General features: G+C 64.5%; 13 protein-coding genes. 5 read left to right on the top strand and 8 right to left on the bottom strand.

Annotation, left to right across the window (positions count from 1 at the left end; translation table 11 throughout):
* Positions 1-58 precede the first annotated feature (58 nt).
* The 8 genes from rpoD to RBT42_RS00920 all read right to left on the bottom strand — a co-directional run bounded on the left by rpoD (position 59) and on the right by RBT42_RS00920 (position 8644).
* Positions 59-2311 (bottom strand): RNA polymerase sigma factor RpoD, encoded by a 2253-nt coding sequence (gene rpoD / locus RBT42_RS00955; RefSeq protein WP_320361752.1) that lies wholly within the window; start codon positions 2309-2311, stop codon positions 59-61.
* Between the two features lie 117 nt (positions 2312-2428).
* Complete coding sequence (gene dnaG / locus RBT42_RS00950) at positions 2429-4537, bottom strand: DNA primase (protein ID WP_320361751.1); 2109 nt, start codon at positions 4535-4537, stop codon at positions 2429-2431.
* A gap of 104 nt (positions 4538-4641) precedes the next feature.
* On the bottom strand, positions 4642-5298 hold the full coding sequence (gene adk / locus RBT42_RS00945) for an adenylate kinase (RefSeq protein WP_320361749.1): 657 nt from the start codon (positions 5296-5298) through the stop codon (positions 4642-4644).
* A gap of 130 nt (positions 5299-5428) precedes the next feature.
* On the bottom strand, positions 5429-6184 hold the full coding sequence (gene kdsB / locus RBT42_RS00940; protein WP_320361747.1) for a 3-deoxy-manno-octulosonate cytidylyltransferase: 756 nt from the start codon (positions 6182-6184) through the stop codon (positions 5429-5431).
* A 2-nt stretch (positions 6185-6186) separates the two neighbouring features.
* Positions 6187-6393 (bottom strand): Trm112 family protein, encoded by a 207-nt coding sequence (locus RBT42_RS00935; RefSeq protein ID WP_320361746.1) that lies wholly within the window; start codon positions 6391-6393, stop codon positions 6187-6189.
* Between the two features lie 7 nt (positions 6394-6400).
* A complete protein-coding gene (gene lpxK, locus RBT42_RS00930) occupies positions 6401-7510 on the bottom strand; it encodes a tetraacyldisaccharide 4'-kinase (protein WP_320361745.1) in 1110 nt (369 codons plus the stop codon).
* Positions 7511-7543: 33 nt separating this feature from the next.
* The gene (locus RBT42_RS00925; RefSeq protein ID WP_320361894.1) at positions 7544-7984 is read right to left on the bottom strand and encodes a biopolymer transporter ExbD; all 441 of its coding nucleotides are present in this window, start codon (positions 7982-7984) and stop codon (positions 7544-7546) included.
* A gap of 18 nt (positions 7985-8002) precedes the next feature.
* A complete protein-coding gene (locus RBT42_RS00920) occupies positions 8003-8644 on the bottom strand; it encodes a MotA/TolQ/ExbB proton channel family protein (protein WP_320361744.1) in 642 nt (213 codons plus the stop codon).
* A 362-nt stretch (positions 8645-9006) separates the two neighbouring features.
* Between RBT42_RS00920 and xseA the strand changes: the two genes are divergently transcribed.
* The 5 genes from xseA (at position 9007) to RBT42_RS00895 (ending at position 15965) form a co-directional block, all read left to right on the top strand.
* On the top strand, positions 9007-10365 hold the full coding sequence (xseA, locus tag RBT42_RS00915; protein WP_413785825.1) for an exodeoxyribonuclease VII large subunit: 1359 nt from the start codon (positions 9007-9009) through the stop codon (positions 10363-10365).
* 89 nt (positions 10366-10454) lie between these two features.
* A complete protein-coding gene (locus RBT42_RS00910; RefSeq protein WP_320361741.1) occupies positions 10455-11036 on the top strand; it encodes a superoxide dismutase in 582 nt (193 codons plus the stop codon).
* A 295-nt stretch (positions 11037-11331) separates the two neighbouring features.
* Positions 11332-14187 (top strand): 2-oxoglutarate dehydrogenase E1 component, encoded by a 2856-nt coding sequence (locus RBT42_RS00905; protein ID WP_320361893.1) that lies wholly within the window; start codon positions 11332-11334, stop codon positions 14185-14187.
* A gap of 108 nt (positions 14188-14295) precedes the next feature.
* A complete protein-coding gene (odhB, locus tag RBT42_RS00900; protein WP_320361739.1) occupies positions 14296-15567 on the top strand; it encodes a 2-oxoglutarate dehydrogenase complex dihydrolipoyllysine-residue succinyltransferase in 1272 nt (423 codons plus the stop codon).
* Between the two features lie 77 nt (positions 15568-15644).
* The gene (locus RBT42_RS00895; RefSeq protein WP_320361738.1) at positions 15645-15965 is read left to right on the top strand and encodes a PspC domain-containing protein; all 321 of its coding nucleotides are present in this window, start codon (positions 15645-15647) and stop codon (positions 15963-15965) included.
* The last annotated feature ends 9 nt before the right edge of the window (positions 15966-15974 follow it).

Raw genomic sequence — 15974 nt, 5'->3', positions numbered from 1 at the left:
AAAACCCGGCGCGAGGCCGGGTTTGTGGTGCGAGGGGCACAAGGGCTTTTGCCCGGAATCACAGATTGTCGAGATAGGTCCGCAGTTTGTCCGAGCGCGAGGGGTGCTTGAGCTTGCGGATCGCTTTGGCTTCGATCTGGCGGATGCGCTCGCGGGTCACGTCAAACTGCTTGCCCACTTCTTCCAGCGTGTGGTCGGTGGACATTTCGATGCCGAAGCGCATGCGCAGCACCTTGGCTTCGCGCGGCGTCAGGCTGTCGAGGATGTCCTTGACCACATCACGCAGGCCAGCCTGCATCGCCGCCTCGATCGGGGCGGTGTTGTTGGTGTCCTCGATGAAATCGCCCAGGTGGCTGTCGTCGTCGTCGCCGATCGGGGTTTCCATGGAGATCGGCTCCTTGGCGATCTTCATGATCTTGCGGACCTTGTCCTCCGGCATCTCCATCTTCTCGGCCAGCGTCGGGGCATCGGGCTCGAAGCCGAATTCCTGCAGGTGCTGGCGCGAAATGCGGTTCATCTTGTTGATCGTTTCGATCATGTGAACCGGGATGCGGATGGTGCGGGCCTGGTCGGCGATCGAGCGCGTGATGGCCTGACGGATCCACCATGTCGCGTAGGTCGAGAACTTGTAGCCGCGACGGTATTCGAACTTGTCCACCGCCTTCATCAGGCCGATGTTGCCTTCCTGGATCAGGTCGAGGAACTGCAGGCCACGGTTGGTGTACTTCTTCGCGATCGAGATCACCAGACGCAGGTTGGCCTCGATCATTTCCTTCTTGGCATCGCGCGAGGCCTTTTCGCCTTCGTTCATGCGCTTGTTGATCAGTTTCAGATCTTCAATGGGCACGACGGCCTTGGCCTGCAGGTCAATCAGCTTTTGCTGCAGTTCCTGGATGGCCGGCAGGCTGCGGCCCATCACGGCGCTGTACGGCTTGTTGGCTTGCGATTCCTTGACGGCCCATTCCAGGTTCAGGATGTTGGGCGGGAAGGTCTTGATGAACTGGTCTTGCGCCATGCCGCATTTGTCGACCACGATCTTGCGCAGTTCGCGCTCGGAGCGACGCACGTCGTCCACCTGGCTGCGCAGCAGGCCGCACAGGCGTTCGATGATCTTGACGGTGAAGCGGATGGTCATCAGTTCGTGGCTGATGGCTTCCTGGGCCTTGTTGTAAGCCGCAGACTTGTAGCCGTCCTTCTCGAAGGCCTTGGCCATCTTGTCGAAGTTCACACGCAGGGCGTCGAACTTGACCAGGGCCTGGTTCTTCATTTCTTCGAGCTTCTTGGTCAGCGCCTTGGAGCCGCCATTGCCGTCGTCATCGTCTTCTTCGTCGAACTCGTCGAAGTCTTCTTCGGCCACATAGTCATCGGCCTCGTCGGCAGCGACGAAACCATCGACCACTTCGGTGATGGGCGATTCACCGGCGCGGATCTTGTCGGCCAGCGACAGGATCTCGGCGATGGTGGTGGGCGAAGCGGAGATGGCCAGCATCATGGCCTGCAGGCCACCTTCGATGCGCTTGGCGATTTCGATTTCGCCTTCGCGGGTCAGCAGTTCGACCGTGCCCATTTCGCGCATGTACATGCGCACCGGGTCGGTCGTGCGGCCGAACTCGGAGTCCACCGTGGACAGGGCGGCTTCAGCGGCTTCTTCGGCTTCCTCTTCGGTGGCCGTGGACTGCGCGCTGTTGGAGATCAGCAGCGTGGCCGCGTCAGGGGCCTGCTCGTACACCGCCACGCCCATGTCGTTCAACATGGAGATGATGGCTTCGAGGATTTCGGCTTCGACCAGCTTCTCAGGCAAGTGGTCGTTGATTTCCTGGTGAGTCAGGAAGCCACGGGTCTTGCCCAGCTTGATCAGGGTCTTGAGGTCCTGACGGCGCTTGTTGACTTCTTCTTCGGTCAGCGTGGTGTCGTCGATGCCGAACTCGCGCATCAGCGCGCGCTCTTTGGCGCGCGAGACCTTCATGCGCAGGGGCTTGGCCTTGGGCTTGTCGTCGCCCGCGGGTGCCTCGGCAGCCGCTTCGGCCTCGGTGGCGTCGAGTTCGCCTTCGAGTTCGGCTTCGATGTCACCAACATCATCCTCGTCAAACGAGGCGGCCTTCTTGGCCGATTTCTTGGCGGCTGGCGCGTCGGCACCTGCCGCAGCCTTGGGCTTGCGACCACGCTTTTTGGGTTCAGCGGCGGCGGATTCAGCGGTGGCGGCGTCCACGGCCTTGGCGACACGCGCGACTTTGGAGACTTTCTTCTCTGGCACGTCGGTGTCGGGGGTGGCTGTCGTCACGGCGGATTTCGCGGCTTTTTTCGCGGTCATGCGCTTCCTCGGGAGAGATTGCAGGGGCTTGTCCAACCCTCCATTATCGCGCAAGCGATGGAGAGCGTCAAAAATTGGGGGCAAGAACGAGGGGCGTCAGGCGGCGTCCGGCGGTCCTCACCCAGATATGGGGCGGTGCTGGCTGATTTCAAGCTTCATCTGGTTGGTCAGGCGGATCAACTCCATTTTTCGAGCTTCGGCGGCCTCCGAGAGTTCCTCTCCGGATTGCAGCAGCATCTTCAGCTCTTCACTCAGGGCGACCAGTTCCAGGGGGCGGATCAGGTTGATCAGGCTGGTCACGGTGTCCTGATCGTCCGGCAGTTCGTGGAAATGGGCGATGCGACGCGCCAGGGCCTTGAAGTGGGCCGCTTCGGCGTGATGTCCGGCTTCACCCGGCTCGGCTGTCATCTGGCGCGTCAGCTCGTCGCGGGGCTGAGGGCCGTGGTTGAGCACGGTGTGATCCAGCCAACGGAAAAACTCGCCGTAGGGGGCGGCCTGGTCGCACAGCAGGTCCTGGGTGGCGCTGGGCAGTTGTTCCCAGAAGTCGCTGTGCGAGATCAGGGCCCACACGATGCGGTCGAGCGGGGTGGCGGCCTGGGGCACGGGCCGTTGCACCACTGGGCTGCCCCGGCTTTGCCAACGGGAGCTGCCGCCATTCTTCCAGGGCTTCCAGGCCTGGCCGTCGCGGCGCCGGGTGGGCTCCGGCGGGGTGTAAGCGACCTCGACCTGCTCGGCGTAGACGTCGGCCCAGGCCTCGTTGCCGCCATCGGGCTCGAAGGTGGGGATGTGCCGGTCGTCCATGGGGCCGGCGGGTGCGCCTTCGTCCTGTTCGAACGGGGGCGGGCCACCGTCGACGCTGCGCGTGCGCTCGCCACCGGCGCGGGGCGGCTGCCCAGCGTTGCGGGTCGTGGGTGGCTGGTGCTCGGCAATGCGGCGGCGAACCTCTTCGGGCGCGGTGCGGGCCATCTGGGCAAGGTCGTCGGCGATCAGGCCTTTGAGCGCCCCATCGGGGAACTGCGCGATCAGCGGAATGGCCTGCACCAGCAAGCGGGCGCGGCCTTCGGCGCTGTCGAGGTCGCAGTCGGCGCTGGCGTGCTCCAGCACCTGACGCGACAGCGGCACCGCCTTCTTGATGCAGGCCTCGAAGGCGTCGGGCCCGAACTCGCGGATGTAGCTGTCCGGATCGTGCTCGGCCGGCAGGAAGAGAAAGCTGATGCGGCGCGTGTCGGTGGCGTGGGGCAGCACGGCTTCCAGCGCGCGTCCGGCCGCACGCCGTCCGGCGCTGTCACCGTCGAAGCTGAACACCACCTGGTCGGTGAAGCGGAACAGTTTTTGCGCGTGCTCGGCCGTACAGGCGGTACCCAGGGTGGCGACGGCATTGCCATAACCCCACTGCGCCAGCGCCACCACGTCCATATAGCCTTCGGTGACGATGGCGTAGCCCTTGTTGCGCAGGGCCGCGCGTCCTTCGAACAGGCCGTACAGCTCGCGACCCTTGACGAACACCGGGGTCTCGGGCGAGTTCAGGTACTTGGGCTCACCCTTGTCGAGCACGCGCCCGCCAAAGCCGATGACCTGGCCTTGCGGGTTGCGGATCGGGAACATGATCCGGTCGCGGAAGCGGTCGTAGCGCTTGCCTTCGGTCTCGCCCTCCTGCGGGTCGTGGCTGATGACCAGGCCGGACTCGACCAGCAGCGGGTCGTCGTACTTCGGGAAGGCGCTGGCCAGGCCGCGCCAGCTGTCGGGGGCGTAGCCCAGGGCAAAGCGGGCGGCAATCTGGCCGCTCAGGCCGCGGGCCTTCAGGTAGTCGATGGCGCGCTGGCTTTTCTTGAGCTGCTGTTTCCAGTGCTGGGCCGCGGTGGCCATCACATCGGTCAGCGAGGTCTGCTTTTCCTTGACCTGTTTCTGGCGCTCACGCTCTTGCGGGCTGATGTCTTCGTCGGGGACCTGCATGCCCTGCATCTGGGCCAGGTCCTTGACGGCGTCGACGAAGCCCAGGCCACCGTATTCCATCAGGAAGCCCAGTGCGTTGCCATGCACCCCACAGCCGAAGCAGTGGTAGGTCTGGCGCGAAGGGCTGACGATGAAGCTGGGCGTTTTCTCGCCGTGGAAGGGGCACAGGCCCTTGTAGTTGATGCCGGCCTTCTTCAAAGTGACGTAGCGGCCTACGATGTCGGCGACATCGGTGCGGGCGAGCAGGTCTTGGATGAAGGACTGGGGAATCACGACAGCGGCAGGTGGGGGAGATCAGGAGTCCAGAACGCAACGGCCCCGACGCGACAGGGCGGCGGGGCCGTTGCGGTCAGCCTGAGAACAGGCTGAAGGGAAGCTTACTTGCTCAGGGCTTCGAGGGCACGCGCCGTGATCTCGTCGACCGAACCCAGACCGGCAATCTTGCGGTACTGGGGGGCCTCGGCGTCGCCGGTGGCGGCCCACTGACCATAGTAGTCCACCAGGGGGCGGGTCTGCTGATGGTACACGTCCAGGCGCTTGCGCACGGTTTCTTCCTGGTCGTCGTCACGCTGGATGAGGTCTTCACCGGTGACGTCGTCCTTGCCTGCCACCTTGGGCGGGTTGAACACGACGTGGTAGGTGCGACCGGAAGACACGTGGACACGGCGACCGCTCATGCGCTCGATGATCGAGCTGTCGGGTACGTCGATTTCGAGCACGAAATCGATCTTCACGCCGGCGGCCTTCATGGCTTCGGCTTGAGGAATGGTGCGGGGGAAGCCATCGAACAGGAAGCCGTTGGCGCAGTCGGCTTGCTGGATGCGTTCCTTGACCAGGCCGATGATGATGTCATCGCTGACCAGGCCGCCAGCGTCCATCACCTTTTTGGCGGCGAGGCCCATCTCGGTGCCAGCCTTGACGGCGGCACGCAGCATGTCACCCGTCGAGATCTGCGGAATGCCAAATTTCTGGCACAGAAAGGCCGCTTGCGTGCCTTTGCCGGCGCCGGGCGCGCCCAACAGAATCAGTCTCATGTAAGTCCTCGGTGTCCGATGAAGCTGCGGCCCGAGGGGGATCGGGCTGCGTTAACAGCCTTGAAGGATATCACGCATGCCCCCTCGCTCAGGTGGGGCATGCGCACAGTCTTGTACAAGACCTCGTCGTTCATGCACCAAAAAGGGCACGTACGCGGGCGAGGTCTTCAGGCGTGTCGACGCCTGCGCCAGGGGCTTGTGGGGTGACGTGCACCGCGATGCGTTCACCGTGCCAGAGCACACGCAGCTGTTCCAGCGACTCCAGGCGTTCCAGCGGACTCACCGGCAGTTGCGGAAAGCGGCGCAGGAAACCGGCGCGGTAGCCGTAGATGCCGATGTGGCGCAGGGGGGTGTCGGCGCCAGCAGCCGGTTGGCCCGCGACGGGGGCATCGCGCCACCAGGGGATCGGCGCGCGCGAAAAGTACAGCGCCCGGCCCTGCGCATCGGTGACAACCTTGACCACATTCGGGTTGCTGAAGTGGGCCGGGTCTTCGATGGGGTGAGCCGCCGTGCTGACCACGCAATCCGGACGCAGGGCCAGTTGCGAGGCACAGGCGTTGATCAGGTCCGGGTCGATCAGGGGCTCGTCGCCCTGGACGTTGACCACGGCGTCGTCACCGTCCAGGCCGAGCAACTCGCAGGCCTCGGCCAGGCGGTCGCTGCCGGTGGGGTGGTCGGCGCGGGTCATGACGCAGCGGATGCCGTGGGCCTCACAGGCCGCCTGGATGCGGTCGTTGTCGGTGGCCACCACGACCTGGTGAGCCTGGCTCTGCGCGGCGCGCTGGGCCACGCGCACCACCATGGGCAGCCCGGCGATGTCAGCCAAGGGCTTGTCTGGCAGGCGGGTGGAGGCCAGTCGGGCGGGGATCAGGACGGTGAAGCCCATGCTCAGGCCTCCGGCGTGGCGCTCGGCACGACTGGCATGTCCTGGTCGTCCAGGGGCAGGGCTTCGTTTTCGAGCATCACGGGGATGCCGTCATGGATGGGGAAGGCCAGACGGTCGGCGCGGCAGATCAGGTAGTCGGTCTGCAGCGGGCGATGCAGGGGGCCTTTGCAGATGGGGCAGACCAGCAGTTCGATGAGGCGTGTGTCCATGACAGGGTCAGTCAGGTGAGGGCGCTGCGGGAGGGCAGGCGCGCGTGGAATGGAGGGGGAGGCGGTTCAGGACCGCATCCAGTTGGGCCCAGAAGGCTTGCTCAGGGTGGAAGTCTAGCCCCGCGACCCAGACCCGTGTGAGGGGGCGCTCGCGCTGCAGTCGGGTCGGGTCGAGCTTGATGGCGTCTTTTTCGGTGACGATCAGGTCCACGGCGGCATCCATCCAGGGCAGCTGCGTGAAGTCGGCGTGGTCGGCCAGCGCGATGCCTTGCACGATGTAGCCGAGCTCTTGCAGTGCGTGGAAAAACCGCTGGGGTTGGGCAATGCCAGCCAGGGCCAGCACGGTGTCGCCGGCTTGTGGTGGGCGGGCAGCGGGGGAGCTATCGGCATCGGGTGATTGCCACCATTGCGCCAGGCTGCGCAACGAGGCCATGCGGCGTTCGGCAAGGAAGCCGGGCAGGGGGGTGCTGGCGTGTGCGGCGTTGTAGAGCACCAACGGCGGGGCCTGCAGACCAGGCGTGTCAGGGCTGTCGATGGGCTCGCGCAGGGGGCCGGCGGGCAGCAGCCAGCCGTTGCCCTGGCCCCGTTCGTCGAACACGATGACTTCGATGTCGCGCTGCAACTTCAGGTGCTGCAAGCCGTCGTCACACACCAGGATGTCGAGCTCGGGGTGGGCGGCCAGCAGGGCCAGTCCACCTTGCGCGCGGTCGCGGCCGATCGCCATGGGCACGCGCGTGCGGCGCCAGATCAGCAGGGGCTCGTCGCCGGTTTCGGTGGCGCTCAGCGAGGCTTCGGTGGACGCATCGAGCAGGCGATGGGCCGGGGCATCTGGGCTGGCCTTGTAGCCACGGGTCAGCACACCCGGGCGCAGGTCCCGTGCTTGCAGGTGTTGCAAGATGGCCAGGGTGGTGGGGGTTTTGCCGGCGCCCCCGACGATGCGGTTGCCCACCACCAGAACCGGCACCGGCAGGCGTACCGAGGGCCACCACCCACGCCGAAATCCGAAGCGGCGCAGGCGCACGAGTGCCGACATCAGCAAGGAGGCTGGCCACAGCGCACAGGCCAGAAGGCCGCGGTGCAACCAGGCGCGGTTGAGGTGCTCTGCGAGGCGACTCATGGGCAAAAGGCGCCCGATGAGGGCGCCATGGGGTCAGGGGGCAGCGGTGGCTGCGCCGTCGTGCTGGCCTTGCGTCGCGAAGGTCAATTGCGTCAGGCCCACGCGCCGGGCCGCGTCCATCACGTTGATCACGCTCTGGTGCGAAGCCTGGGCGTCGGCGTTGATGATGATCACGGTGTCCTTGGCGTTGCCGGCGGCCTGGGCCAAGCTGGCGGCCAGTGTTTCGATGCCGCGGCCCGCCAGCATGCGCTGGTTGACCATGTAGCGGCCATCGGCGGCCACCAGCACCACGATTTCTGCGGGCCGCGATTTGCTGGCTTGCGCATTGGCCGTGGGCAGGTTGATCTTGAGTTCACTGATCTTCGAGTAAGTGGTGGTCAACATCAGGAAGATGAGGATGACCAACAGCACGTCGATGAAGGGGATCAGGTTGATCTCGGGGTCTTCGGGCGGGCGCCGCCTGCGGAAGTTCATCGCCATGGCTGCGGGGCCTCAGGCGCCGTTGCGCTTGCCAGGCAGGCGCATCAGGTGTTGCAGCATGCGCTCGGCGGCCTCTTCCATGGCCATGGTGTAGCCATCGATGCGCGTGCGGAAGTGGCGGTGGCAAATCAGGGCCGGAATGGCCACGATCAGGCCGAAGGCGGTGTTGTACAGCGCGACGGAAATGCCGTGTGCCAGCGCGGTGGGGTCTGCCCCCACGCCGTTGGCGCCGCCTGTGGAGCCGAAAATCTCGATCATGCCGATCAGGGTGCCCAGCAGGCCCAGCAGCGGGGCAGCGCTGGCGATCGTGCCCAGGGCGTTGAGGTACCGCTCCATCTGGTGCACCGCCTTGCGGCCGCCGGCTTCGAAGGCCAGGCGCAGTTTGTCTTCGCTGATGCGTGGGTCGGCGACGGCCGCGCTCAGGCCTTCGGCCAGCAGTTGCCCCATCACGGAGTTGTCGGCCAGCTTGTCGAGGGTGTCGGCCGAAGGCAGGCTGCCGCGCGTGACGGTGATTACTTCATCGACGAGGTTGGGGGGGGTGACGCGACTGGCCCTCAGGCTCAGGAAGCGTTCGACGATCAGGGCGAGGCCCAGGATGGAGCAGAGGAGCAGCGGGATGATGGGCCAGCCGGCAGCTTGTAAGATCGACAACAACGAAAGACTCCCTGTGAACGCGTTCGTGGGCGGACATGGTGAAGCGCTGATTATGGGCTGGAAAATCCGCCTCTCGGGCCACGGTGACGCGCTGTTTCATCCCCTGGATTTCCCCGTGTCGCCCGCCGGAGTCATCCACTGATCCTGTGGATAACTTTGTGGGTAAGCCGTGGGTCGTGGCGCCATTGCCCCGAAAACACGTGCCAATCCTTAGGTTGCTTCATTTTTAAGCACCATAAAACATATATGAATCAACAACTTACGACATTGCTGGGGCGGCCTTTCCTGGGTGAAGGGTGCCTGTGGGGGTATGTGCCCCTCTGTGGACTTGTCTCGCTGTGGCAAGACGCTGGGAGCCGACGGTGAGCCGCTGGGGTGAGCCGGCCGAACGGCCTCTGGCAAGGGTCTGGGGGGTGGCGGCCTTGGTGCAGGCCATCGGCGACACGCTGACGACGCGTTTTGCTGGGTGTGTGGTGCGCGGCGAGATCAGTGGCTTCACGCGCGCGGCCAGTGGGCATGGTTACTTCACGCTCAAGGACGAGCGCGGTCAGGCCTCCTTGCGGTGTGCGATGTTCCGGCGCGCGCTGTCGCAGGTGGACTTTCAGCCCGCGGAGGGCATGCTGGTGGAGGCGCGCGGCAACCTGGCGGTGTACGAGGCGCGCGGCGAGTTGCAACTGGTGGTGGAAGGCTTGCAGCGGGCGGGTGCGGGCGCCTTGTACGAGCAGTTTCTGCGTTTGAAGGCCAAACTGGAGGTCGAGGGGCTGTTTGATGCGGCCCGCAAGCGCGCGATTTCGAGCTACCCGCGTCGCATCGGTGTGGTGACCTCCCTGGCGGCGGCCGCTTTGCACGATGTTTTGACGGCCCTGGCGCGGCGTGTGCCGCACGTCGAGGTGGTGGTGGCGCCGGCAGCGGTGCAGGGGGCTGAGGCGCCCGCGCAGTTGGTGCAGGCGCTGGCAGCCTTGACTTTGGCGCACCATGGCGGCACGCCCTTGGATGCGATCATCGTGTGTCGCGGTGGCGGCTCCATGGAAGACCTGTGGTCGTTCAACGACGAGCGGGTGGTGCGCGCTGTGGCGGGGTGTCCGGTGCCGGTGATCAGTGGGGTGGGCCACGAGACCGACGTCACGCTGGTGGACTTTGCTGCTGACCTGCGTGCGCCCACGCCGACGGCAGCGGCGGAGATGGTGGCGCGCGATCGCGGCGACGCACTGGCACAACTGGATGCCCTGGCGCAACACCTGTCACACCGGGTGGGGCGACGCCTGGACGGCCAGGCGCAGCGTCTGGACCAGACTGCGTTTCGCCTGACGCGCCCCTCCCAACTGCTGGGGCAGCATGGGCAGCGCCTGCACATGGCCGAGCACCGCATGCTGGCCGCCTGCCAGCGGCGCGTGCAGGGGGAGGGGCAGGCTTTGCCGGTGTTGCAGGCCCGCCTGATGCGTGCGGCGGCCAGTCAGCTGGCCCAGGCACAGGTGCGCCTGGAGGCGCGTGGCGATCGGCTTGAGGCCTTGAGCCCCCAGCGCGTGCTGGAGCGCGGCTATGCCTGGCTGGCGGACGCGGACGGCCACGCCGTCACCGGCGTCGAGCAAGTGCAGGTGGGGCAGGCGGTGTCGGCAACGCTGGCGGACGGCCTGTTGCAACTGCGCGTCACGAGCGCCGAGACCCGTGTCGAGAACCACGCACCTGCAGCCACGAAAACGCGCATAAGCCCTGCGCCGTGACGGGCCATGCTTCCACATGCTGGAGTCTGTTTCAGCTGTGCCTACAATCGTGATCGATTTCACCACCCATCCATCAGAGGAACAGCACCATGGCACATACGCTTCCCCCACTGCCGTACGCTCAAGACGCTCTGGCTCCGCACATCAGCGCCGAGACCTTCGAGTACCACTACGGCAAGCACCATCAGGCTTACGTCACCAACCTGAACAACCTGATCCCCGGCACCGAGTTTGAAGCTCTGTCGCTGGAAGAGATCGTCAAGAAGTCCAGCGGTGGCATCTACAACAACGCCGCCCAGGTCTGGAACCACACCTTCTTCTGGAACTGCATGAAGCCCAATGGCGGCGGCGCACCGACCGGCAAGCTGGCTGACGCCATCAATGCCAAGTTCGGCAGCTACGACGCTTTCAAGGAAGCCTTCACCAAGTCGGCCGTGGGCAACTTCGGCTCCGGTTGGACCTTCCTGGTCAAGAAGGCCGACGGTTCGGTCGACATCGCCAACTTCGGCCCGGCCGGCACGCCGCTGACCACCGGCGACACCGCCCTGATGACCATCGACGTGTGGGAGCATGCCTACTACATCGACTACCGCAATGCCCGTCCGAAGTTCGTGGAAACTTTCCTGAACAATCTGGTGAACTGGGACTTCGCCGCCAAGAACTTCGGTTGATTCTCGACGTTTTTCGCATCAAAGCCGGGCTTGTCCCGGCTTTTTCATTGGTTCAATGTGTGGAGTGTTTGCCCCTTTGGACGAGGGTTGAAAAGTTTTGCCCGACGTGGCAGCACGGAATCGTCATCGGTGCTACATTGACCACTTCTTTACGGCCCTTCCCGTCGCCCTTGCTCGATTTGGTCTCCAAGCAGTCAGCAAGGCGGGTCGCAATCCGCCAACCGGTCAAGCCGTGTCGCGGAAGGTTTTATCAACCAGCCAATGTCTCAGGAAACCTGAGAGTGAGGTGAGCGAAATGATGCAGCAGTTCAGGTCGAACTCGTACCTGTTCGGGGGTAACGCCCCCTATGTCGAAGAGTTGTACGAGGCGTATCTCGACAACCCCGGTTCCGTGCCAGACAACTGGCGCTCCTACTTCGACGCCCTCCAGAACGTCCCCGCCAGCGACGGTACCGACCAGCGCGATGTGGCCCATGCCCCCGTGGTCGAGTCCTTCGCTCAGCGCGCCAAGGCCAACGCCTTCATGGTCAAGACCAGCTCTGCTGACTTGGCCGTGGCCCGCAAGCAGGTGCACGTTCAGTCCCTGATTGCTGCCTATCGCTTCCTCGGTTCCCGCTGGGCGGACCTCGATCCGCTCAAGCGTCAGGAACGCCCGAACATCCCCGAACTCGACCCGACCTTCTACGGCTTCGTCGAGTCCGACAAGGAAATCTCTTTCAGCGCCACCAACACGTATTTCACCAAGGCCGAGCACATGACCTTGCGCGAGATCGTGCAGGCCCTGCGCGAAACCTACTGCGGCAGCATTGGTGCTGAATTCATGCACATCACTGACCCCGGCGAAAAGCGCTGGTGGCAGGAAAAGCTGGAAAGCGTGCGCTCCAAGCCCACGTACTCGGCTGAGAAGAAGAAGCACATCCTCGATCGCCTGACGGCCGCCGAAGGTCTGGAGCGTTTCCTACACACCAAGTACGTCGGTCAGAAGCGTTTCTCGCTGGAAGGTGGCGAAAGCTTCATCGCTGCCATGGACGAACTGATCCAGAGCGCTGGCGAGAAGGGCGTGCAGGAGATCGTGATCGGCATGGCCCACCGCGGCCGCCTGAACGTGCTGGTCAACACCCTGGGCAAGCAGCCCAAGGAACTGTTCTCCGAGTTCGAACACACCGCGCCGGAAGACCTGCCTGCCGGTGACGTGAAGTACCACCAAGGCTTCAGCTCCGACGTCTCCACCCGTGGCGGCCCGGTTCACCTGTCGCTGGCCTTCAACCCGTCTCACCTGGAAATTGTGAACCCGGTGGTCGAAGGCTCGGTGCGCGCCCGCATGGACCGCCGTGGTGACCATCGCGCGGATCAGGTGCTGCCGATCTTGGTGCACGGCGACGCGGCCTTCGCCGGTCAAGGCGTGAACCAGGAAACCCTGGCCCTGGCTCAGACCCGTGGTTACACCACCGGTGGCACGGTCCACCTGATCATCAACAACCAGATCGGTTTCACCACCTCTGACCCGCGCGACCTGCGCTCCACCCTGTATTGCACGGACATCGTCAAGGGTGTGGAGTCGCCGGTGCTGCACGTCAACGGTGATGATCCGGAAGCCGTGGTCTTTGCGACCGAGTTGGCTCTGGAATATCGCATGGCCTTCCGCAAGGACGTGGTCGTCGACATCATCTGCTTCCGCAAGCTGGGCCACAACGAGCAGGACACCCCGAGCCTGACCCAGCCCTTGATGTACAAGAAGATCGCGGCTCACCCTGGCACGCGCAAGCTGTATGCCGACAAGCTGTCTGCCCAAGGCATGGGTGCGACGCTGGGTGATGACATGGCCAAGGCCTACCGCGCTGCCATGGACGAAGGCCGTCACACCATTGACCCGGTGCTGACCAACTACCAACGCAAGCACGCGGTGGACTGGTCGCCTTACCTGGGCAAGAAGTGGACCGACGGTGGCGACACCGCGATCCCGCTCGCCGAGTGGAAGCGTCTGTCCGAGCGTCTGACCACGCTGCCGGAAAGCGTGTCGCCACACCAACTGGTGAAGAAGGTGTACGCCGATCGCGCTGCGATGGGCCGTGGCGAGGTCAATGTGGACTGGGGCATGGGCGAGCACATGGCGTTCGCTTCTCTGGTGGCCTCGGGCTACCCGGTGCGTCTGTCGGGTGAAGACTGCGGTCGCGGGACCTTCACCCACCGTCACGCCGTGATCCACGATCAGAACCGCGAGAAGTGGGACGAAGGCATCTATGTGCCCCTGCAGAACGTGGCCGACAACCAGGCACCGTTCGTTGTCATCGACTCCATCCTGTCGGAAGAGGCCGTGCTGGCCTTCGAATACGGCTATGCCGGTTCGGACCCCAACAGCCTGGTGATCTGGGAAGCCCAGTTCGGCGACTTCGCCAACGGCGCCCAGGTGGTGATCGACCAGTTCATCGCCTCGGGTGAAGTGAAGTGGGGCCGTGCCAACGGCTTGGTGATGATGCTGCCGCACGGCTACGAAGGCCAAGGCCCCGAGCACAGCTCAGCCCGCCTGGAGCGCTTCATGCAGTTGGCCGCCGACAACAACATGCAGATCGTGCAGCCGACCACGGCCAGCCAGATCTTCCACGTGTTGCGTCGTCAGATGGTGCGCATGTTCCGCAAGCCGCTGGTCATCATGACGCCCAAGTCGCTGCTGCGTAACAAGGACGCCACGTCGCCGCTGATCGAGTTCACACGTGGCGAGTTCCGCACCGTGATCGGTGAGGTCGATGAAGCCATCGACGCAAGCAAGGTCAAGCGCGTGATCTGCTGCTCGGGCAAGGTCTACTACGACCTGGTCAAGAAGCGTGCCGACAAGAAGGCGTTCGACACGGCCATCGTCCGTGTGGAGCAGCTCTATCCCTTCCCGCACAAGGCTTTCGCCGCAGAACTGAAGAAGTATCCCAACCTGAGCGAGTTGGTGTGGTGTCAGGACGAGCCGCAGAACCAGGGTGCCTGGTTCTTCGTGCAGCACTACATCCACGAGAACATGGCCGAAGGTCAGAAGCTGGGTTATGCAGGTCGTCCTGCATCCGCTTCGCCCGCAGTGGGTTACGCCCACCTGCACCAGGAACAGCAAAAGGCTTTGCTGGACCAGGCATTCGCCAAGCTCAAGGGCTTCGTTCTCACCAAGTAAGGTTTTGGCGGTCCAGGCGTGCCTGTGACCCGGTCCAAGCGGTTGGCCCACGAAGGGCGCCGGACGGGCAGGGCACGCCAGCAGTGACCGCAACAGGAGATACACATCATGGCAATCATTGAAGTCAAGGTTCCTCAGTTGTCCGAGTCGGTGGCAGAAGCCACCCTGTTGCAGTGGAAGAAAAAGGCCGGCGAAGCTGTCGCCGCCGATGAAATCCTGATCGAGATCGAGACCGACAAGGTCGTGCTGGAAGTGCCGGCTCCCGGCGCCGGCGTCCTGGTCGAGCTGGTCCGCAACGACGGTGACTCGGTGGTGAGCGAAGAAATCATCGCCCGCATCGATACCGAAGCCAGCGCTGGCGTCGTGGCGGCTCCGGCCGCTGCTGCACCCGCCGCCGCTGCACCGGCTGCTGCCCCCGCAGCCGCTGCTGCCACCGGTGGCAACAAGGGCGACGTGGCCATGCCCGCCGCTGCCAAGCTGTTGGCTGAAGCCGGCCTGAGCGCGTCTCAGGTGGCTGGCTCGGGCAAGGATGGTCGCGTGACCAAGGGTGACGCGCTGGCCGCTGTGGCCGGTGGTGCCAAGGCTGCCGCTGTGTCGCCGACGGCCGGCATCCCGACCGGTGTGCCCACCAAGGCGCTGCCTGCTGTGCAGGCCCCGTCCGCCGGTCCGAGCCTGGGCGAGCGTCCTGAGCAGCGCGTGCCGATGAGCCGTCTGCGTGCTCGCGTGGCCGAGCGTCTGCTGCAGTCGCAAGCCACCAACGCCATCCTGACCACCTTCAACGAAGTGAACATGGCTCCGGTCATGGCGCTGCGCAAGAAGTTCCAGGAGAAGTTCGAGAAGGAACATGGCGTCAAGCTGGGCTTCATGAGCTTCTTCGTCAAGGCGGCCGTGCACGCCCTGAAGAAGTACCCGGTGATCAACGCCTCGGTGGACGGCAACGACATCGTCTATCACGGTTACTTCGACATCGGCGTGGCCGTGGGCTCGCCCCGTGGCTTGGTGGTGCCGGTGCTGCGCAACGCCGACCAGATGACCTTCGCGGAAATCGAGAAGAAGATTGCCGAGTTCGGTCAAAAGGCGCGTGACGGCAAGCTGGGTCTGGAAGAGCTGACCGGCGGTACGTTCTCGATCTCGAACGGCGGCACCTTCGGCTCCATGCTGTCGACCCCGATCATCAACCCGCCGCAATCGGCCATCCTGGGCGTGCACGCGACCAAGGACCGCGCCGTGGTGGAAGATGGTCAGGTCGTGGTTCGCCCGATCAACTATCTGGCCATGTCCTATGACCACCGCATCATCGACGGCCGCGAAGCCGTGCTGGGTCTGGTGGCCATGAAGGAAGCGCTGGAAGATCCGTCGCGCCTGCTGTTCGACATCTGATTTTGAGTTTTGCGGCCGGGCGGGCCTCACAAGGGCTCGCTCGGGATCTGCATCTACCCACACAGAGAGAGCACGCCATGTCCCACGCTGATGAACTGGAACGACTGGCCACGCTGCGCGATCGCGGCGTGATCAGTGAGGACGAGTTTCAGCAGTTGAAGGCGCGCGTCATCCAGGGCGGCGTGACGCCGCCCGTGGGCGCGCCGGTGCTGGCGACCGTGAACCGCCTGCGGCGCTCGCGTGATGACCGCTGGCTTGGCGGCGTGTGCGGCGGCGTGGCGCGTCTGACCGGGATGGAGTCCTGGGTCTGGCGCATGGCCTTTGCCTTGCTGTTTCTGTTCTGGGGAGCAGGTCTGCTGCTCTACATCCTGCTGTGGATCTTCGTTCCGGACGAATGATCCCGACTC

The organism is Aquabacterium sp. (assembly GCF_034003525.1).
Taxonomy (GTDB): Bacteria; Pseudomonadota; Gammaproteobacteria; order Burkholderiales; family Burkholderiaceae_C; genus Aquabacterium.
Note: the sequence above shows the minus strand (reverse complement) of the source record. Positions and strands in the feature narration are given on the sequence as shown.